Origin of the sequence: Streptomyces physcomitrii (genome assembly GCF_012273655.1) — a bacterium.
Classification (GTDB): Bacteria; Actinomycetota; Actinomycetes; order Streptomycetales; family Streptomycetaceae; genus Streptomyces; species Streptomyces physcomitrii.
The window spans coordinates 36,152-53,536 of record NZ_JAAWWP010000004.1; the positions used below are offsets into that span (position 1 = coordinate 36,152).

The following is a 17,385-nucleotide window of genomic DNA, read 5'->3' on the forward strand; positions in this document are numbered from 1 at the left end:
GAACAGACCGCCTTGGCACCCCGCGGGGCACCCGGCGCGCCGCCCACCCCCTCAAGTAGCCCCCCGGGGGCCCCTGCTGAGGCCGCGACAGAAAGGTCCGGGGTACGCGCTGTCGTATCGGGCCCTTATCCTCGATGACCATGCTCCACGACAACCGCACCGCCTTCGCCGGTTCCTGGCCCGAGTCGTACCCCTCGGGGTATGCCGTGGTCGACGTCGAGACGACCGGTCTCGCCCGGGACGACCGGATCGTGTCCGCCGCGGTCTACCGCGTGGACGCGCGCGGCGAGGTCGAGGACCACTGGTACACGCTGGTGAACCCGCAGCGCGACCCGGGCCCGGTATGGATCCACGGGCTGACGAGCGAGGTGCTCGCCGGTGCCCCGCTGTTCGAGGAGATCGCCCAGGAGTTCTCCGAGCGGCTCGCGGACCGGGTGCTCGTCGCGCACAACGCCGTCTTCGACTGGTCGATGATCGCCCGCGAGTACGCGCGGGCCGAGCGGACCCCGCCGGTGCGCAGCCGCCTGTGCACCATCGCCCTGTCCAAGGAGCTCGGCCTGCCGCTGCCGAACCACCGACTGGAGTCGCTGGCCGCGCACTTCGGCGTCGTACAGCAGCGCGCGCACCACGCCCTCGACGACGCCCGGGTGCTCGCCGAGGCCTTCCGGCCCAGCCTGCACGCCGCGGCGAGCCGGGGCGCCCGGCTGCCGCTGCTCGAATGCCGGCCGCTGACCGAGCTGCCCGCCGCGGCCTCCGCGGGCACACCCCGCATCGGCCGCCAGTCTTCGGGCGCCCCCGCGTCCGCTCCCTCCCCTTCCTCTCCTTCCTCTCAGTCCTCCCCCTCGTACTCCTCCTCGTACGGCCGGTCCTACGGGGCGGGCAGTTGGCGGCCCTCGCGCAAGCGGCCGCCGTGCCCCTATCCGAACCCGGGCCGGTACGAGCCGGGGCGGCCGCTGCGGCAGGGCATGCGGGTGGCCTTCTCCGGGGACACCTCCGTGGACCGCGAGCTCCTGGAGGACCGGGCCGTGGCGGCGGGGCTGCACGTGGCGACCAGCCTGTCGCGGCTCACCAGCCTGCTGGTCACCAACGACCCGGACTCGGCCACCTCGAAGGTGCTGCGGGCGGCGCAGTACGGCACCCCGGTGATCGACGAGGCGGCCTTCGGACAGCTGCTGCTGGACGTGGCGCCCGCCGGGTCCTGAGCCGCCGGGCGGCCGGGCCCGTGGCGTGCGCCCGCCCGGCCGTCAGACGGGTGATTATCGGCCCGGCCCGCGCCCGCGTGCTCGCATCGCGCCGCCACGCGCCCCACTCTGTGGCGCATGGCACGATGTGAGGTCTGCGGAAACGACTACGGCATGTCCTTCGAGGTGCACGCGCAGGGCGCGGTGCACGTCTTCGACTGCTTCTCCTGCGCCATCCACCGCATGGCGCCCATCTGCGAGCACTGCCGGTGCCGCATCATCGGCCAGGGTGTCGATGTCGACGGCCACTGGTACTGCGGGGCCCACTGCGCCCGCGCCGAGGGGATGGTGGGCATCGTCGACAAGGTCTGACCCCGGACGGCACCGCGGCACCGCAGCGCCACCCCTGCCCGACCGCACCCCGCGACCGAGTTGTACGGTCGTGGGGTGTACCGCTTCCTGTTGTCCCGGCAGTGGGTGACCCTCACCCTCCTGACTCTGCTCCTCATTCCGGTGATGGTCAGGCTGGGCTACTGGCAGCTCCACCGGCACGAGCACCGGGTCGCGCAGAACGAGCTGATCTCGCGCACCCTCGCCGCCAAGCCCGTACCGGCCGAGAAGCTGACCTCCCCGGGCCGCGAGGTCCCGCGCCGCGACCTCTACCGCCAGGTCACCGCCGAGGGCACCTTCGACACCGCGCACGAGGTCGTCGTACGCCGCCGCACCAACGGTGACGACGAGGTCGGCTTCCATGTACTCACCCCCTTCCTCCTCAAGGACGGCCGGGCGCTCCTGGTCAACCGGGGCTGGATTCCCGCGGACGGGCCGCAGACCGCCTTCCCCGAGATCCCGGCGCCGCCGCGCGGCGAGATCACCGTCAGCGGGCGGCTGATGCCGGACGAGTCGACGGCGGCGAGCGGCATCAAGAACGTCAAGGGGCTGCCCGACCGGCAGATCATGCTGATCAGCAGCCGCGCCGAGGCCCGGTCCCTCGGCCGCGAGGTGCTCGGCGGGTACGTCCAGCAGACCGCCCCCGAGCCCCGCGGCGACTCCCCCCAGCTGCTGCCCGCCCCGGACCACAGCAGCATCGGCCCGCACATGGCCTACGCGATCCAGTGGTGGCTGTTCGCCGCCGCGGTCCCGGTCGGCTGGGTCGTCCTGGTGCGCCGCGAGCGCCGCGACCGGACCGGTCCGCAGGAGGCCGCGCCCGAGGCGGAGAAGGCGCCCGCGCCCGCCTGAGCCCGGCGCGCGGCGACCCGCCCTTTGCCCGGCCGGACGGCCGGGGCAGGATGGGGCCATGGATCTTGGGCTGAAGGACCGTGTCTACCTCGTCACCGGCGCCACCCGCGGGCTCGGTCACGCCGCCGCGCGCGAACTGCTCGCCGACGGCGCGAAGGTCGTCATCAGCGGACGCGAGGAGCGGGCGGTGGCCGAGGCCGCCGCCGGGCTCGGCGCGGGCGCGCTCGGCGTGGCGGCGGACAACGCCGACCCGGAGGCGGCCTCGCGCCTGATCGCCGCCGCCCGCGGGGAGTTCGGGCGCTTCGACGGCGTACTGATCAGCGTCGGCGGCCCGCCCCCCGGCTTCCTCGCGGACAACACCGACGCGCAGTGGCAGGCCGCCTTCGACTCCGTCTTCCTCGGCGCGGTGCGGCTCGCCAGGGCCGCCGCGCAGGAGCTGGAGGAGGGCGGGGTGATCGGTTTCGTGCTCTCCGGTTCGGTGTACGAGCCGATTCCCGGGCTGACCCTCTCCAACGGGCTGCGGCCGGGGCTCGCGGGCTTCGCCAAGTCGCTCTCGCAGGAGCTGGGCCCGCGCGGCATCCGGGTCGTCGGGCTGCTGCCCGCCCGTATCGACACCGACCGGGTACGCCAGCTCGACGGGCTCTCTCCCGACCCGGAGGCGGCCCGCGCCGCCAACGAGGCCCGGATCCCGCTGCGCCGCTACGGCACCCCCGAGGAGTTCGGCCGCAGCGCCGCCTTCCTGCTCTCCCCCGCCGCCTCGTATCTGACCGGTCTGATGCTGCCGGTGGACGGCGGGGCGCTGCACTCCATCTGAGCGCGTGCTCCGCGTTCCCTCCGGAGCACGGGCGGGCGGCCGGGAGAGACCGTGCGGACCCGGCGGATTCCCTTGCGGGCAGGGTCAGTTGACGCGTTCGGCCCGATGGCCCACGGTACGCAGCCGGACCTCGGCGGGGAGTTCGCCGAGGCCCGCGCTGCGGCGGGCGTGGGCGAGCGCCTCGGTGCTGAAGCGCTCCAGGAGGTCGGCCGGTACCGCGTGCGGTTCGAGCCGGAGCCGGACCCGGGCCTTCGGGGACTGGCGCCGCCCGGTCAGCGAGACCTTCGCGTCGCTCACGCCCTCGTACTCCCCGGCCTCCGCCTCCATGGCCTGCTCCAGGGCGCGGCCGCGCAACCGGGCGCTCTCCTCGTCGTGGCTGTCGACGAGCAGTTCGGACAGCCGCCGGCGGCGTAGCGCGGAGACCAGCCAGCCGAGCGCGAGCAGCAGGCAGACGGCGAGCACCGCGATCACCGCCCACCACCACCAGCCCTCGTCGTGCCAGCGCTGCCGGTCGGCGGTGCTCAGCAGGACGTCCTTCTTGCCGTCGTGGATCCACCAGGAGGGCGACTTGGCGCCGAGCCCGACGGCGAACACCGAGCCGCCGAGGACAAGCAGCACGAGACCGCTCAGCGCGAGCAGGACGCGGTTGAGGGTGCCGGTCATCGCCGCCCGCCCTTCGCTCCAGGGGCCGCAGCCGTCCACCGCACGGGCTTCATCCCTTCCTGCCGGGGCGTGAGACCCGCACCGCGAGCGCGGGCGGATGTCCGAGGCCGAGCTGTCCGATGCCCCCGGCGAGGGCGGAGTGCAGATCGGCCCGTACCTCGTCGAGTTCGCGGAAGTGCGAGACGGCGTGCACCTTCGCCTTGCGCCGCTTCACCCGCACCCGCGCGGACTGCACCCCGGCGACCTCCATCGCCCGGTCCCGCAGCACCAGGGCCGCGGTGTCCCGGTGCAGGGCGCCGCGCACCCCGGGCCGGTAGCGGGTCATCGGCAGCAGTCGGCGGCGCCCCGGGGTCAGGGCGAGCAGCAGCAGCCACAGGCCGAGTACGGCGGCGATCCCGGCGCCGGTCAGCACCCAGGTGTCGTCCAGCGGGCGTTCGGCGAGTTCCCGGGCGAGCGTCTTGCGCCACTGCATGGCCTTGCGTCCGGCGCGTACCGCCACGATGTCGTAGAGCAGCAGGGCGAGTCCGAGCAGGAGCAGCAGCGAGAGCAGGGCGGCGGGCAGGCGGCGCCGGGACCAGAATCTGCGGGCCCGGCCCTGCGGCCCGGCCGGTGGCGCGGTGGCTCCCGCGGGCGGCTCGCCGGTTCCCTCGGGCGGGCCGTCCGGCTCGTCGAGGACGGGCATCCGCCGGGTGGCCGCCTGTCCGGTGCTCTCGGGGCCGGTGCTCTCGGGTCCGGTCACCGTACTCTCCGTCCCGCGCCCGGCTGGTCGGCCGGATGCAGCCGCTCCACCTGTACGGCGACCTCGGGGACCTCGAGACCGGCCAGCGAGCCGACCCGGCCGACCACCCGGCGCCGTACCGCGCCGCACTGCCCGCCGATGTCGGAGGGGTAGCCGAGTTCCAGGGAGATCCGGACCCGGGCGGCCCCGCGCCGTACCGAGACCGTGGCATGGGGTGCCGCGCCGGGGCGGGGGCCGCCCACGGCCTCCCGGGCAGCCTGCGCCGCGATCTTCGCCACGACCCGGTCGGCGATGCTGGTCGCCCCGCGCTCCGCGGGTGCGACGACCTCACCGGGCACCCCGGTCACCGCCGCCGGTCGCCGCGGTTGCGGAAGAAGTCACCGGGCTCCACATCGCCGTCGAGGTACTTGCCCGCGACGAAGCCGATGGCGCCCAGCGCCGCCACCAGCAGGAAGGCACCGAAGCCGCCGAAGTATCCGGCGAAGGCCAGGGCCATTCCCGCGATCATGCCGATCACGGCGTTGCTCATCTGCTGCGCTCCTCGTCGAGTCACTGCGCTGTGGGCCCGCCACCGGGCCGGGGGCCCCTTCGGCGCGACGTCCGAGAGGCTGTCCGGAGGCTACTGAACCCGGGACTCGCTCTCCTCGTCGTCCTCCTCGTCCGGCAGCTTCACGTCGCTGACGGCGATGTTGACCTCGACGACCTCGAGTCCGGTCATCCGCTCCACGGCGTTGATGACGTTCTCCCGCACATCGCGGGCGACATCGGCGATCGACACCCCGTAATCGACCACGATCTCCAGGTCCAGGGCGGTCTGCGACTCGCCGACCTCCGCCTTGACGCCCCGCGAGACGGACTTGGAGCTGCCCGGCACCCGGTCGCGCATGGCGCCGAAGGCGCGCGACATGCCACCGCCCATCGCGTGGACCCCGGCCACATCGCGTGCGGCGAGACCCGCGATCTTCTCGACCACGCCGTCGGCGATGGTGGTCTTGCCCCGCTCACCGGAGCCGCCGCCGCGCCTGCCGCCGGGGCGGCGGCCTGTCTCCTCGGCCGGGGCACCCTGCCCGGGCTCGTTCTTCTTCCAGTCGGTGGTCTCAGGCATCGCTCTACATCCTTTTCGGAAGGAGATCTGCTTCCTCGCACAGATTAGGAGCCTTTGCCGGGTTTCGCGCCATGGATGAGGCAGTCTGGGGCAATGACAGCGGACCAGTGGACGCGCAGGGTACGAGAGCAGCTGGGCCTCGGCAGGCTGCTGCCGCTCGGCGGCGTGCACGGCGGCGCCTGGCTGGCGGAGTCGGCGGCGCGCGGGGAGTTGCTGCGGGCCGCGGCCCACCTGGCGGGCGTACGGGTCGGCGCGCTGCGGGTGGGTCCATTGGAGGGAGCGGCCACCCGGGAGCCCGCGGTGCCGCCGCCCGCGAGCGCCCTGCGGCCGGGACCGCTCCGCCTCACCGCCGAGTTCGCGGCGGCCGGGACCCAGCCGCTGCCCGCGAGCGGGGCCCAGCTGCGTGCCGTACTGGAGGCGGCGGCCGGTGAGCGGCTGGGACTCGACCTCGCCCGGATCGATCTGCGCGCCACCGGGCTCCTCGACGTCGACGCCGAGGCGGCCGCGCCCCGCACCGAGGACGCGGCCGGTCGGGAAGCCGAGGATGCGCGCACCGCCGGGAGTCAGGACTCCGCCGCTGCCACCACCGGTCCGGGGGGCGCGAGCGCGGAGGAGGAGCGCGTCCGCCAGGCGGCCGTGCGGGTGCCGGGGGTGGCCCGGCTGACGGGGATGCTGGGCGGCCTCGGCCGGCCGGTCCATCTGGAGACGGTGGACGGCGGTTCGGCGGCGCTGCCCCGGCGCCATGCCCGGGTGGAGCTGGCGGTGGCCCGCGGACACCAGGCCCTGGAGGTGGCCCTGGCGGTCCGGCGGGCCGTGGGCGCGGCCCTGCCGGACGAGCCCTCGGTCGCCGTGGTGGTCACGGCCATCGACGGGGAACCGGCAGGGAAGTGACCGAGCACGGGCGGGAACCCGGGCACCCGGGATGCGCCCGCGCCGCGGTCGGCTCTGACGGGCGGTCGGTGAACCGGAGGCGATCGGCCCTGACGGGCGGTCACCGGACCGAGAGCGGACACGCCGGACAAGCGGTCGCGGGACCGGAAGCGGACACCCCTGACGGGCACTCGCCGGACCGAAAGCGGACACCCTTGACGGGCGGTCGGTGCATCGGAAGGAGAGCGGCCCGTCAGGGCCGGGGCCCGGGACGCCGACCGGGCCCCGGAGGAGTCACTCGCCGAGCCCGACCAGGTCCCGCAGCCGGCGGCCCTGGGCGGCGCGCTCGGCGGTCCGCTGGGTGTCCAGGTCCTTGGCGGTGGCGGCCTTCTGGAGCAGGGCCTTGGTCTCGATGACCGCGTTGCGGGGCGCCTGGAGCAGGGCCGCGGCGAGGTCCTTGGCGGCGGCGTCCAGTTCCTCGCGGGGAACGACCAGGTTGGCGAGACCGGTGCGCTCCGCCTCCTCGGCGTGGACGTAGCGGCCGGTGGCGCAGATCTCCAGGGCGCGGGCGTAGCCGACGAGGGAGACGAGCGGCTGGGTGCCGGTCAGGTCGGGCACCAGGCCGAGGCTGGTCTCCCGCATGGCGAACTGCACGTCCTCGGCGACGACACGCAGATCGCAGGCGAGCGCGAGCTGGAAACCGGCCCCGATGGCATGCCCCTGAACGGCGGCGACGGTCACCAGGTCGGTCCGCCGCCACCAGGTGAAGGCCTCCTGGTACTCGGCGATCGTCGCGTCGAGTTCCGCCTCGGGACCGCGCCCGAGGTCGACGAAGGAGGGCTCGCCCTCGAAGCCCTCGGGCGTGAAGGCCTGCCGGTCGAGACCGGCGGAGAAGGACTTGCCCTCGGCGCGCAGCACCACCACGCGCACACTGCCGGGCAGCGCGCGGCCGGCCTCGACAAGGGCACGCCAGAACGCGGGGCTCTGGGCATTGCGCTTGTCGGGATTGACGAGGGTCACCGTCGCCAGGTCGTTCTCGACGGTGAGCCGCACGCCGTCCTTGTCCAGTACAGGTGCGAGCGAAGTCATGGGCCCCTCCGGTGGGTGCAGTCGGGCACGGGTTCCCGCGGAAACCCGTAAGTGACTGCACAGTAACCACCCGGCGGCCCGCAGGACCGACCGGGTGACCACCGCCGAAGGCAGTCGTGCCGCCCGGAATCAGCCGGCCGAGGCCTTCTTGCCCCGCGTCGCTCCGCCACGACCACGCAGAACCACACCGGATTCGCTCAGCATCCGGTGCACAAAGCCATACGAGCGGCCGGTCTCCTCGGCCAGCGCTCGGATGCTCGCACCGGAGTCGTACTTCTTCTTCAGGTCTGCCGCGAGCTTGTCGCGCGCGGCGCCGGTAACCCGGCTGCCCTTCTTGAGAGTCTCGGCCACCCGGTCCTCCTCATGGGAAGTGCGCTCTGGGTTCTCATGATCACCCCTCCCGGGCTTCCTGGCCACCCATTCGGCAAGGTCTCTCCGACAAACATGGAACCCGGGAGGCCTCGGCGACGTCCGCCGAATTCCGGGAGGCGGCCGGGATAAAGAAACAGAGTTGCCGGTTTGTCGAGTGAATTACCAGGTCAGCGCGGTACGGCCGCGGAATTTCCCGGAGCGCGGCGGCGCCGGGGAAATTCCGTGTACGACACACCGCGGAGCCGGCGGGCCTCACACAGATGAGGGATCACTTGTCGGCCGAATGATCCATAAGCCGGGGATCAGCTATTCGATCAAGCAAAGGCGACCCCGGGAAGGGGGCCGCCGCCGCCCGCCGCCGGCCCTCAGGCCAGCGCGACGAGGTCCGCGTAGTCCGCGCCCCAGAGGTCCTCGACGCCGTCCGGGAGCAGAATGATCCGCTCCGGCTGGAGCGCCTCGACGGCGCCCTCGTCGTGGGTGACCAGGACGACGGCGCCCTTGTAGGTGCGCAGGGCGCCGAGGATCTCCGCGCGGCTCGCCGGGTCGAGGTTGTTGGTGGGCTCGTCGAGGAGGAGGACGTTGGCCGAGGAGACCACCAGGGTGGCGAGCGCGAGCCGGGTCTTCTCGCCGCCGGAGAGCACGCCCGCGGGCTTGTCGACGTCGTCACCGGAGAAGAGGAAGGAGCCGAGCACCTTGCGCACCTCGACCAGGTCCAGGTCGGGCGAGGCCGAGCGCATGTTCTCCAGGACCGAGCGCTCCGGGTCGAGGGTCTCGTGCTCCTGGGCGTAGTAGCCGAGCTTGAGTCCGTGACCCTCCAGGACCTGCCCGGTGTCCGGCTTCTCGACGCCGCCGAGCAGGCGGAGCAGGGTGGTCTTGCCGGCGCCGTTGAGGCCGAGGATGACGACCCGGGAGCCCTTGTCGATGGCGAGGCCCACGTCGGTGAAGATCTCCAGGGAGCCGTACGACTTGGACAGGCCCTCGGCGGTGAGCGGGGTCTTTCCGCAGGGCGCGGGCTCGGGGAAGCGGAGCTTGGCGACCTTGTCGCTGCGGCGCTCGTCCTCCAGGCCCGCGAGGAGCTTCTCGGCGCGGCGGGCCATGTTCTGCGCGGCGACGGTCTTGGTCGCCTTCGCCCGCATCTTGTCGGCCTGCGAGTTGAGGGCGGCGGCCTTCTTCTCGGCGTTCTGCCGTTCGCGCCGGCGGCGCTTCTCGTCGGCCTCGCGCTGCTGCTGGTACAGCCGCCAGCCCATGTTGTAGACGTCGATCGCGGAGCGGTTGGCGTCCAGGTAGAAGACCTTGTTGACGACCGTCTCGACCAGGTCGACGTCGTGGGAGATCACGATGAAGCCGCCGCGGTAGGTCTTCAGATAGTCGCGCAGCCAGACGATGGAGTCGGCGTCGAGGTGGTTGGTCGGCTCGTCGAGGAGCAGGGTGTCGGCGTCGGAGAAGAGGATCCGCGCGAGTTCGACGCGGCGGCGCTGGCCGCCGGAGAGGGTGTGCAGGGGCTGGCCGAGCACCCGGTCGGGCAGGTTGAGCGCCGCGGCGATGGTGGCCGCCTCGGCCTCGGCCGCGTAGCCGCCCTTGGTGAGGAACTCGGTCTCCTGGCGCTCGTACTGGCGCAGCGCCTTCTCGCGGGTGTTGCCGCTGCCGCTCGCGATGCGCTGCTCGTTCTCGCGCATCTTGCGCAGCAGGGTGTCGAGCCCGCGCGCGGAGAGGATGCGGTCGCGCGCGAAGACGTCGAGGTCGCCGGTGCGCGGGTCCTGCGGGAGGTAGCCGACCTCGCCGGAGCGGGCGACGGTGCCGGCGGCGGGAATGGCCTCACCGGCGAGGACCTTGGTGAGGGTGGTCTTGCCCGCGCCGTTGCGGCCGACGAGGCCGATGCGGTCGCCCTTGGCGACGCGGAAGGTGGCGGACTCGATGAGGATGCGGGCGCCGGCTCGCAGCTCGACGCCAGAGGCGGTGATCACGGTCATACTCCGGGCAGGGTGGAAGGACGGCGGGCGGACGGACGGGGGCGTCGGACGCCGTCTAATGCACAAGGAGAATGGCCATGGGCCAATCCTAACGGCGGCGGCAAGCGCTTTTTCCCGGGCCCGGCGGCCCAACAGGCGCCCGGACCGGGCCGATACGCCCTCCGGCGCGGCTCCCGGCCGCCGGGCGAGGCCGCGCCCGAGGCCGGGCGGCGGGTGGCTGCCCGCGGAGTCCGGGCCGTTGTCAGTACCGGGTGCCAGACTGTGGAACCGGTCACATCAGGACCGTACGACGCACGAGGCGCACGAGGAGACAGACCATGGCAAACCCTCCGGCGGGAACCGCGAGCATCTACCCCACCCTGCTCTACGCCGACGCCAAGGCGGCCATCGCCCAGCTCAAGGAGGCCTTCGGCTTCACCGAGGTGGCCGTGTACGAGGACGAGGACGGCACCGTGCTCCACGCCGAGCTGGCCCAGGGCAACGGCGCGGTGATGCTGGGCTCCAAGGGCCGCGGCGGCGCCTTCGACGCCGCGATGAAGAACGCGGGCCCCGCGGGGGTCTACATCGTGGTGGACGAGGTGGACGCCCACCACGCGCGGGCGGCCGCGCAGGGCGCGGAGATCCTGATGCCGCCGACCGATCAGGACTACGGCAGCCGGGACTACATGGCCCGCGACCTGGAGGGCAATGTGTGGAGCTTCGGTACGTACGCGCCCGAGCTGCCCCGGTAGCACTCGGCGGCGGGCGGTCCGGACACCCCGGAGGCGGGCTCAGGCGCCGCCGGTGTGCACCTGGAAGGCGGCCCGGCGCACGGCCTTGGCCAGCGCAGGGTCGGGGTGCGCGGCGGCCAGGGCGACGAGCACCTGCACGGTGCGCGGGTGGCCCACCGCCTGGACCGCCTTGAGGAAGGCCGGGATGGAGGGTTCGAGCGCCGACTCCAGGTGGCGGACGAGGAGTTGGGCCTCACCGTGGTCGGCCACGGCGGCCGCGGTGTCCACCCAGAGCCAGGTGGCCTCGGTACGGGTCAGCGCGAGCTGGGCGTCCTCCGGGTCGGCACCGGCGAGTTCGGCGAGCCACAGCAGGGCGTAGGGCCGCAGCGAGATCTCACCGAGCACCGCGCGCACCTCGCCCTCGGCGGGGGCGCCCACCACCCGCAGGGCGTCGAAGGCGAGCCCGCGGAGCAGGGCGTCCTCCCCTCGGGCGGCGGCGAGGAGTTCGTGGACGGCGCTGCCGACGGGGCGGGCGGCGAGCCAGGCGCGGTACTCCGCGCGGGCCGCGTTCGGCCGCAGCGGGGCGCAGCCGCGGAGCATGTCCTCGGCGGACTGCTCGATATTGCCCGCCGGGCTCTGCGCGGCGACGCAGATCTGCTCCAGCTTGACCCACACCGCCCAGTTGCCGAGCGGGGTGAGGGCGGCCTGCCCGTCTGCGCAGGTGAGCGCGCCCACCGCGGTGAGCGCGCCGAGGGCCCAGTCGAGCAGCGGGGCGAGCTGGGCCTGTTCGGCGCCCTCGGGCAGCGGCTCCGGCTGCGGCCCGTAGGGGATCTCGCAGCGGCCGCTGCGCAGTTCGCTGACCCGCTGGTCGAGGAGGTCGAGGAGCTGCTCCACGGGGACCGGCCCCGCGGAGAGCTGGAGAAGGGAGAGCACCTGGGGCATGGCGCCGACGACCTCGCCGACGGCGGCCCCGCCGATGCCCTCCGGGCCCTGGCGCACCAGCGACCAGGCGTCGAAGAGCGCCACCCAGCCGCGCAGCACGGCGCTGTCGTCGCGGTCCCAGGCCCGCAGCCGCCAGCCGGGGCGGGCGGTGCCGTCCTGCGCCTCGACCAGACCGGCCAGCCGCGCGGTGTCCCAGTCGGCCCGTACCTGAGCGGGGGTCAGGCCGAGGGTGCGCGCGGCGAGTTCGACGGCGTCCTCGGTGAGGGCGCCGCCCGCGTCGGCCGGGGTCTGGCTGCCGGAGCGCACCCGGGTCCCGGCCCAGCGGGCGAGCCGGGCCGCACCGGCGAGGGAACGGCGCGCGAGCCCGGCCAGCTCGCCCTGTGCCGGGGTGCCCTCGGGCGGCCGTGGCGCGGGGCGCTTGGAGGCTCGCTGGGCCGCCGGGCGTGACGCGGCAGCGAGGGGACGGGAGCGGACGAGTCGGAGTCTGGAGTCGCGCGGGGTACGGGACGTCACAGGTGCAGTCTTCCGGTTGACGGTCCGAAAACCCAAACGGAATGACGTACACCGCTCCCTGGACCCCCGGATGAACGGGGTGAGGACCGCCCCGGACAGGGCGAAACGGAAGTGCCACTACTGGCCGGTTTCCGCCCCCTGCCCGCCGCCTGTCCGCCGTGCGGGACGGCCCGGCAAGATCGTCGGGGAGGCACCGGAGGAATGCCGGAGGAGGCCTGGAGGGAGAGGAGACCGGAAGAGGAGTGACGCGAGGGAGCCGCGGGGAAGCGGCGAGCACGCCCCGCCCGGAGAGGGAGGACACCCCGGCCGGAGGGGAGAGCCCCCGGGCGGAGACCTCAGACGAGCGGAGTGAGGAAGCGCCGCAGGGCCTCCTCGTACTCGGCGGGGGCCGCGTTCCACAGCGCCGCGTGCGAGGCGCGCGGGACCGTGTGCAGGCTGACCAGGTCCGGCCGCCGCTCGGCGAGCGCCAGGGAGAGGGCGTACGGGGCGAGCCGGTCCTCGGGGCTGTGGAAGAGCAGGGTGGGGGTGTCGAGGGCGGCCGCGGCACCGGCGGCGAGCCCGTCGCCGCGCAGTCCGGCGCGCCCCTGGGCGGCGCGCACCGCAAGCGGCAGGATCGGCGCCGGGGTGCGGCGCGCGGCGGCGAGCCCGCGCAGCGCGGCCTGCCAGCTGAGCACCGGGGAGTCGAGCACCAGGCCCACCACGCGCTCGCGCAGCGGGGAGTGGGTGACCGCGTGCAGGGCCATCGCGGCGCCGGTGGACCAGCCGAGGAGGATGACCCGCTCGGCGCCGTAGCGGACGGCGTAGCGGATGGCCGCGTCCACATCGCGCCACTCGCGCTCGCCGAGCCTGCTCACGCCGTCCGGATTGCGCGGGGCGCCGAGGTCGCCACGGTAGGAGAGGGCGAGCACCGGCAGGCCGAAGTGCTGGAGCTGCTCCATCAGCACCATCGGGTGCTCCCGGGTGGTGCCGAGCCCGTGCACCGCGATCACCCAGGTGGTCCGGGGGGCGGGCACGAACCAGGCCGGGAGGTCGCCGAGTTCGCCGGGCACGTCCACATCGGCGTAGTCGAGGCCGAGGGCGCTCAGCGGATCGCCGCGATAGACCTGCGGCGTGAACCGGACCCGGGTGCCGGACCGGACGCTGCCGTGCGTGACGGCGTCCAGCCGCCGCACCACGGTGTCGGCGGGCGAAGCGGGGTCCGCCTCCAGGACCGGGCCGGTGACCGCGTGGCAGCCGTCGCCGGTGAGGCCGAAGACGCCGGGGCGCAGCGAGGCCAGGGAGCGGGTGAGCATGATCCGTCCGGCTCCCGCCGCGTGGACGGTCAGCCGGGGTTCGGTGGGCAGCGGTCTGCCGGGCTCGGCCCGTAGGGCGGGCTCGCTGGCGAGGCGGCCGGCAGCCAGTGCCGCCGCGCCCACGCCGAGTACCGCGGAGACGGTCGCCGCCGTCGCTGTGACAGTGCGCACCGCTCCAGTGTGGGTGCGGGACGCGGGGTCGGCCAGCGGAGGAAGTCCCGCGGGGCGCCGCCGGGGGACGCGATCCCCGCCCGCGGGACCGCGCGGGCGGTACGGGACCTGCACCCGCGATGCGAGGTCCGACCGGTACGCGGCGTACGCCCACGACCCGGCGCCAGGTCGATACGGGACCGGCATGTGCGGTCCGGCGCTCGACCGACACCCGGACCTGCGACTACGACCCGGCGCTCCGCCGGTACGGGACCCGCATGGGCTCCGCCTGCGCGGGACCCGCACGTGCGACCCGGCACCCGGTCGGCAGGGGGCCCGCACGTACGCCCCGCCGCCCAGCGGGCCCCACCTCGGCCTCGTCCGCTCGGCCCCGTCCGCCGCAGCGCCGGAAGCGGTCCCGTTCAGCCCGGCTCCCCGCCCCCCGCGTCGACTCCCTGCCCGTACCCCCCGAGCCGCTCCCCCGCCTCGTCGAGTTGGGCCTCGGTCAGGAGGGTGGGGGCGCGGCCGGGGACGGTGCTGGCGGTGAGCCAGAGGCGGCACATCCACTCCAGCTGGGCGGTGCGGTCGTAGGCCTGGTCGAGGCTCTCGCCGTAGGTGAGGGCGCCGTGGTTGCGGAGCAGGCAGCCGGTGCGGCCGCGCAGGGCGCGCAGGGCGGCCTCGGCGAGTTCGGGGCTGCCGTAGAGGGCGTAGTCGGCCACCCGGGGCGGGCCGCCGAGGGCGGCTGCCATGTAGTGGATGGGCGGGAGCCGGTCCACCAGGGTGGAGACGGCCGTCGCGTGGACGGCGTGGGTGTGGACGATCGCGGCGGCGTCGGTCGCGGCGTACACGGCGAGGTGCAGGGGGAGTTCGCTGGTCGGCTTGAGGTGGCCGTGGACAGTGCGCCCCCGGAGGTCGACGGCGAGGAGGTCCGCCGCGGTCAGCCGGTCGTAGGGCACGCCGGTCGGGGTGACCAGGACGGTGTCGCCGAGCCGGACCGAGACATTGCCGGAGGTGCCGACGACCAGCCCCTCGGCCACGGTCCTGCGCGCGGTCGCCACCAGCGCGGCCCAGGCCGCGTCGAGCGCGGGGCGCCCGGCCGCCGGGAGCCGCGCGGCCGATGCCGCCGGGACCCCTCCGGCCGGAACCGCCCGGGCGTCCGCGCCCGGTGCCGATGCGGATACGGATGCGGATGCCGCCTGAGCCTCCGCGCCCGATGCCATCCGGGCTTCCGCGTCCGGTGCCGCCGGAGCTTCCGCGTCCGGTCCCGTCGTGCGCTCGTCTCCGGTCCTTGCCGGGGGTGTGTCCTCGTCCATGGCGGTGATCCTGCCAGGCGGGCGGCCGCCGGGCTCCTGCCGGGCGGGGACCGGCGACCTGGGCGTACTCCCGTGACGGGGCCTCACCACGCCCCGTACGCCCCATTTATGAATATTGATCAGATAAGCGTGTTACTCCACAGAATCTAGACAAACCATGACTAATCTCGCCGAAGATTTGTCCTGCACATCGCGACCCGGGGGCAACATGGCTCACGTCCCGCAACCCACTCGCCGCCGCGCCCGCCTCCTCTCGGTGGCCGTGGCCTCCCTCGCCATCACCGGCAGCACGCTCGCCACGTCCTCCGAAGCCGTGGCGGCGGCGAAACCACGAGGCCACGACGTGTCCTCGCACCAGGGAAAGATCAACTGGCCCCAGGCCAAGAAGAACGGCGCCCGGTTCGTCTACATCAAGGCGACGGAGGCCACGAACTACCGGAACCCCTACTTCGCGAGCCAGTACAACGGCTCGTACAAGGCGGGGATCCTGCGCGGCGCCTACCACTTCGCCCTGCCGAACAAGTCCTCCGGCAAGACACAGGCGCAGTACTTCCTCAAGCACGGCGGAGGCTGGAGCGCGGACGGCAAGACGCTGCCGCCCGCGCTGGACATCGAACACAATCCGTACGGCGCCAACTGCTACGGGCTGAGCACCGGTTCGATGGTCAGCTGGATCAAGTCCTTCAGCGACGAGATCAAGCGGGTCACCAAGCGCCGCCCGGTCATCTACACCAGCGCCAAGTGGTGGAACACCTGCACCGGCCGGAGCAGCGCCTTCGCCAAGGACCACCCGCTCTGGCTGGCCAACTGGGCCTCCACACCCGGCCCGATGCCCGCGGGCTGGTCCTTCCAGACCTTCTGGCAGCACGCCACGAAGGGCTCGCTGCCCGGGGACCAGAACGTCTTCAACGGCGCGATGTCGCAGCTGCAGAGGTTCGCCTCCCGGTAGCAGGCGGCAGACACCGCCGAGGGCCGCGGACCGGCGCCGACCGGCCCGCCGTCCGCCTCCGCCGCCGTCCGCCTTCCGCGGGCGGCGGCGGTGCGCCGTCCGGGCCGCGGGCGACGCGCACGCGGAACCCTCGATGCGGTCACCTCAGGGCCCTGGTCAGTTCATCTGGTGTTCACTCAGGCTGCTTACGTTCATCGAGCCAATGACGTCCACTCGAAGCCTGGGTTAATGGAACACTTCACCCTCCTGCTCGGGGTCGTGATCATCACCGCCCTCGTGTTCGACTTCACCAACGGTTTCCACGACACGGCCAACGCGATGGCCACCACCATCTCGACGGGCGCACTCAAGCCCAAGACCGCGGTGGCCATGTCCGCCGTGCTGAATCTCGTAGGCGCCTTCCTCTCCGTGGAGGTCGCCAAGACGATCTCCGGTGGGATCATCGACGAGGACGGCATTCGCACCGAAGTGATCTTCGCGGCGCTGGTGGGCGCCATCCTCTGGAATCTGCTGACCTGGCTGCTGGGCCTGCCGTCGAGTTCCTCCCACGCGCTCTTCGGCGGCCTGATCGGCGCCGCGGTGATGTCGGCGGGCTGGTCCTCGGTCAACGGCTCCACGGTCGTCACCAAGGTCCTGCTCCCCGCGCTCGCCGCACCCCTGGTCGCCGGGATCGCGGCGGCCTTCGCCACCCGGCTCACCTACCGGCTCGGCAGGGGCACCGACGAGAAGGCCACCGCGAAGGGGTACCGCGCCGGGCAGATCGCCTCCGCCGGTCTGGTCTCCCTCGCGCACGGCACCAACGACGCGCAGAAGACGATGGGCATCATCACCCTCGCCCTCGTCACCGGCGGCGTGCTCTCCCCCGGCTCCAACCCGCCGGTCTGGGTGATCACTTCGGCCGGTCTGGCCATCGCGCTCGGCACCTACCTCGGCGGCTGGCGCATCATCCGCACCATGGGCAAGGGCCTGACCGATCTCGCGCCGCCGCAGGGCTTCGCCGCCCAGACCAGCGCGGCGACCGTGATCCTCGCCTCCTCGCACCTCGGCTTCTCGCTCTCCACCACCCAGGCCTGCTCGGGCTCGGTGATGGGCGCGGGGCTCGGCCGCAAGGGCGGGGTGGTCCGCTGGTCGACCGCGACCCGGATGTTCGCCGCCTGGGGGCTCACCCTCCCGGCCGCGGGCCTGGTCGGCGCGGGCGCCCAACTCCTCACCGAACAGGGCACCTGGGGCACCGTCCTCACCGGCGCGCTGCTCGTCGGCGGCTCCGGGACCATCTGGCTGCTCTCCCGCAGGCAGCCGGTGGACCAGCACAACGTCAACGACATCGGCAGCGCCGAACCCGCCGGGGTGGTGACCACCGCGATCGCGGCCGTCACCCCGCCGCCCACCGCCGCCCAGGCCGCCGAGGCGGCCGCGACCACCGACACCGCCACCGCGGAGCAGGCACCCCCGCTCCGCGCGACCGCCTGAGGAG

Annotated in this window: 19 protein-coding genes; 8 read left to right on the top strand and 11 right to left on the bottom strand. The window is 73.8% G+C overall.

Going from position 1 to position 17,385, the window contains the following annotated elements; translation table 11 throughout:
• Positions 1 to 140: 140 nt before the first annotated feature.
• From HFV08_RS07995 to HFV08_RS08010, 4 genes are all read left to right on the top strand, one after another.
• On the top strand, positions 141 to 1,202 hold the full coding sequence (locus HFV08_RS07995; RefSeq protein WP_376770582.1) for a DEDDh family exonuclease: 1,062 nt from the start codon (positions 141 to 143) through the stop codon (positions 1,200 to 1,202).
• A gap of 117 nt (positions 1,203 to 1,319) precedes the next feature.
• On the top strand, positions 1,320 to 1,553 hold the full coding sequence (locus tag HFV08_RS08000) for a metallothionein (RefSeq protein WP_078845261.1): 234 nt from the start codon (positions 1,320 to 1,322) through the stop codon (positions 1,551 to 1,553).
• Positions 1,554 to 1,628: 75 nt separating this feature from the next.
• A complete protein-coding gene (locus HFV08_RS08005) occupies positions 1,629 to 2,420 on the top strand; it encodes an SURF1 family cytochrome oxidase biogenesis protein (protein ID WP_168537296.1) in 792 nt (263 codons plus the stop codon).
• 58 nt (positions 2,421 to 2,478) lie between these two features.
• Positions 2,479 to 3,234 (top strand): SDR family oxidoreductase, encoded by a 756-nt coding sequence (locus HFV08_RS08010; RefSeq protein WP_168537298.1) that lies wholly within the window; start codon positions 2,479 to 2,481, stop codon positions 3,232 to 3,234.
• A gap of 84 nt (positions 3,235 to 3,318) precedes the next feature.
• Here the strand turns inward: HFV08_RS08010 and amaP are convergent, their stop codons facing one another.
• The 5 genes from amaP to HFV08_RS08035 all read right to left on the bottom strand — a co-directional run bounded on the left by amaP (position 3,319) and on the right by HFV08_RS08035 (position 5,741).
• Positions 3,319 to 3,897 carry an alkaline shock response membrane anchor protein AmaP gene (amaP, locus tag HFV08_RS08015; RefSeq protein ID WP_168537300.1) on the bottom strand — a complete coding sequence of 193 codons (579 nt, stop codon included), beginning with the start codon at positions 3,895 to 3,897 and terminating at the stop codon, positions 3,319 to 3,321.
• 49 nt (positions 3,898 to 3,946) lie between these two features.
• Complete coding sequence (locus HFV08_RS08020) at positions 3,947 to 4,579, bottom strand: DUF6286 domain-containing protein (protein WP_168537889.1); 633 nt, start codon at positions 4,577 to 4,579, stop codon at positions 3,947 to 3,949.
• A 53-nt stretch (positions 4,580 to 4,632) separates the two neighbouring features.
• Positions 4,633 to 4,983, bottom strand: a complete 351-nt coding sequence (locus HFV08_RS08025) for a hypothetical protein (RefSeq protein ID WP_168537302.1) — start codon at positions 4,981 to 4,983, stop codon at positions 4,633 to 4,635.
• Positions 4,980 to 5,165, bottom strand: a complete 186-nt coding sequence (locus HFV08_RS08030; protein ID WP_168537304.1) for a DUF2273 domain-containing protein — start codon at positions 5,163 to 5,165, stop codon at positions 4,980 to 4,982. The genes HFV08_RS08025 and HFV08_RS08030 overlap by 4 nt, the downstream gene beginning before the upstream one ends.
• Positions 5,166 to 5,255: 90 nt before the next feature.
• A complete protein-coding gene (locus tag HFV08_RS08035; protein WP_168537306.1) occupies positions 5,256 to 5,741 on the bottom strand; it encodes an Asp23/Gls24 family envelope stress response protein in 486 nt (161 codons plus the stop codon).
• Positions 5,742 to 5,834: 93 nt separating this feature from the next.
• Between HFV08_RS08035 and HFV08_RS08040 the strand changes: the two genes are divergently transcribed.
• Complete coding sequence (locus HFV08_RS08040) at positions 5,835 to 6,632, top strand: nucleopolyhedrovirus P10 family protein (RefSeq protein WP_168537308.1); 798 nt, start codon at positions 5,835 to 5,837, stop codon at positions 6,630 to 6,632.
• 273 nt (positions 6,633 to 6,905) lie between these two features.
• Here the strand turns inward: HFV08_RS08040 and HFV08_RS08045 are convergent, their stop codons facing one another.
• The 3 genes from HFV08_RS08045 to HFV08_RS08055 form a co-directional block, all read right to left on the bottom strand.
• Positions 6,906 to 7,700 (bottom strand): enoyl-CoA hydratase/isomerase family protein, encoded by a 795-nt coding sequence (locus HFV08_RS08045; protein ID WP_168537310.1) that lies wholly within the window; start codon positions 7,698 to 7,700, stop codon positions 6,906 to 6,908.
• Positions 7,701 to 7,829: 129 nt separating this feature from the next.
• The gene (locus tag HFV08_RS08050) at positions 7,830 to 8,051 is read right to left on the bottom strand and encodes a helix-turn-helix domain-containing protein (RefSeq protein ID WP_040254708.1); all 222 of its coding nucleotides are present in this window, start codon (positions 8,049 to 8,051) and stop codon (positions 7,830 to 7,832) included.
• Positions 8,052 to 8,437: 386 nt separating this feature from the next.
• Positions 8,438 to 10,036: an ABC-F family ATP-binding cassette domain-containing protein gene (locus HFV08_RS08055; protein ID WP_168537314.1), complete on the bottom strand. Its 1,599-nt coding sequence runs from the start codon at positions 10,034 to 10,036 to the stop codon at positions 8,438 to 8,440.
• A gap of 323 nt (positions 10,037 to 10,359) precedes the next feature.
• On the opposite strand from HFV08_RS08055, the gene HFV08_RS08060 reads away from it, so the two are divergent.
• A complete protein-coding gene (locus tag HFV08_RS08060) occupies positions 10,360 to 10,773 on the top strand; it encodes a VOC family protein (RefSeq protein WP_168537316.1) in 414 nt (137 codons plus the stop codon).
• Positions 10,774 to 10,812: 39 nt separating this feature from the next.
• Here the strand turns inward: HFV08_RS08060 and HFV08_RS08065 are convergent, their stop codons facing one another.
• From HFV08_RS08065 to HFV08_RS08075, 3 genes are all read right to left on the bottom strand, one after another.
• Positions 10,813 to 12,207 carry a hypothetical protein gene (locus tag HFV08_RS08065; RefSeq protein ID WP_168537318.1) on the bottom strand — a complete coding sequence of 465 codons (1,395 nt, stop codon included), beginning with the start codon at positions 12,205 to 12,207 and terminating at the stop codon, positions 10,813 to 10,815.
• A gap of 335 nt (positions 12,208 to 12,542) precedes the next feature.
• Positions 12,543 to 13,670 carry an alpha/beta hydrolase gene (locus tag HFV08_RS08070; protein WP_168537320.1) on the bottom strand — a complete coding sequence of 376 codons (1,128 nt, stop codon included), beginning with the start codon at positions 13,668 to 13,670 and terminating at the stop codon, positions 12,543 to 12,545.
• A 401-nt stretch (positions 13,671 to 14,071) separates the two neighbouring features.
• Entirely contained in the window at positions 14,072 to 14,869 is a 798-nt protein-coding gene (locus HFV08_RS08075) for a class II aldolase/adducin family protein (RefSeq protein WP_168537322.1), read from the bottom strand.
• A 301-nt stretch (positions 14,870 to 15,170) separates the two neighbouring features.
• Here HFV08_RS08075 and HFV08_RS08080 point away from each other — a divergent pair, with 301 nt between their 5' ends.
• Both HFV08_RS08080 and HFV08_RS08085 read left to right on the top strand, forming a co-directional pair.
• Positions 15,171 to 15,911, top strand: a complete 741-nt coding sequence (locus tag HFV08_RS08080) for a lysozyme (protein WP_168537324.1) — start codon at positions 15,171 to 15,173, stop codon at positions 15,909 to 15,911.
• A 228-nt stretch (positions 15,912 to 16,139) separates the two neighbouring features.
• The gene (locus HFV08_RS08085; protein WP_168537326.1) at positions 16,140 to 17,381 is read left to right on the top strand and encodes an inorganic phosphate transporter; all 1,242 of its coding nucleotides are present in this window, start codon (positions 16,140 to 16,142) and stop codon (positions 17,379 to 17,381) included.
• Positions 17,382 to 17,385 lie beyond the last annotated feature (4 nt).

Coding starts and splice junctions, on each gene's coding strand:
- HFV08_RS08030 (WP_168537304.1), bottom strand. CDS start 5,165: ATGAGCAACGCCGTGATCGGCATGATCGCGGGAATGGCCCTGGCCTTC.
- HFV08_RS07995 (WP_376770582.1), top strand. CDS start 141: ATGCTCCACGACAACCGCACCGCCTTCGCCGGTTCCTGGCCCGAGTCG.
- HFV08_RS08010 (WP_168537298.1), top strand. CDS start 2,479: ATGGATCTTGGGCTGAAGGACCGTGTCTACCTCGTCACCGGCGCCACC.
- HFV08_RS08000 (WP_078845261.1), top strand. CDS start 1,320: ATGGCACGATGTGAGGTCTGCGGAAACGACTACGGCATGTCCTTCGAG.
- HFV08_RS08075 (WP_168537322.1), bottom strand. CDS start 14,869: ATGGCATCGGGCGCGGAGGCTCAGGCGGCATCCGCATCCGTATCCGCA.
- HFV08_RS08020 (WP_168537889.1), bottom strand. CDS start 4,579: ATGCCCGTCCTCGACGAGCCGGACGGCCCGCCCGAGGGAACCGGCGAG.
- HFV08_RS08045 (WP_168537310.1), bottom strand. CDS start 7,700: ATGACTTCGCTCGCACCTGTACTGGACAAGGACGGCGTGCGGCTCACC.
- HFV08_RS08060 (WP_168537316.1), top strand. CDS start 10,360: ATGGCAAACCCTCCGGCGGGAACCGCGAGCATCTACCCCACCCTGCTC.
- HFV08_RS08085 (WP_168537326.1), top strand. CDS start 16,140: ATGGAACACTTCACCCTCCTGCTCGGGGTCGTGATCATCACCGCCCTC.
- HFV08_RS08080 (WP_168537324.1), top strand. CDS start 15,171: ATGGCTCACGTCCCGCAACCCACTCGCCGCCGCGCCCGCCTCCTCTCG.
- amaP (WP_168537300.1), bottom strand. CDS start 3,897: ATGACCGGCACCCTCAACCGCGTCCTGCTCGCGCTGAGCGGTCTCGTG.
- HFV08_RS08040 (WP_168537308.1), top strand. CDS start 5,835: ATGACAGCGGACCAGTGGACGCGCAGGGTACGAGAGCAGCTGGGCCTC.
- HFV08_RS08035 (WP_168537306.1), bottom strand. CDS start 5,741: ATGCCTGAGACCACCGACTGGAAGAAGAACGAGCCCGGGCAGGGTGCC.